The sequence below is a fragment of the Anaerotignum faecicola genome (assembly GCA_024460105.1).
GTDB lineage: Bacteria > Bacillota > Clostridia > Lachnospirales > Anaerotignaceae > JANFXS01.
Window position 1 is genome coordinate 1 of record JANFXS010000630.1, and the last position, 381, is coordinate 381.

1 protein-coding gene is annotated in these 381 nt (G+C 36.5%); it reads left to right on the forward strand.

The features are described 5' to 3' along the window. Positions 1–108 precede the first annotated feature (108 nt). On the forward strand, positions 109–381 hold a 273-nt coding region (locus NE664_15730), incomplete at its 3' end, for an ABC transporter permease (protein MCQ4728084.1).

Genomic DNA, 381 nt, shown 5'->3' on the forward strand with positions numbered 1-381 from the left:
AGTCGATATCATTGTATTAGGAATGGTTACAATTGGAATTCTGGGTTTTGCGTTCTCATGGATATTCACAAAGCTGGAGCATATTTTTGTGAAATGGAGGACTGTCTGATGAAAAAAGTTACAAACTGGAAAAAGGGGTTCGAACATATTTTATATACGATAGCGCCTGCATTGTCATTGGTATTGTTATTCCTCTTATGGGTTCAGATTTCCAGAGGTAATTCGGATCTTGTACCAGGGCCGGATCTGGTAATGAAACGATTTGTTAAAACGTTCGAAAAGCCAATTAATGGATATATGATCTTTGGGCATATTTTAGCGAGTTTAAAACGTATTTTTTTAGCATTATTATTTTCTCTGGGGATAGGGATTCCATTCGGT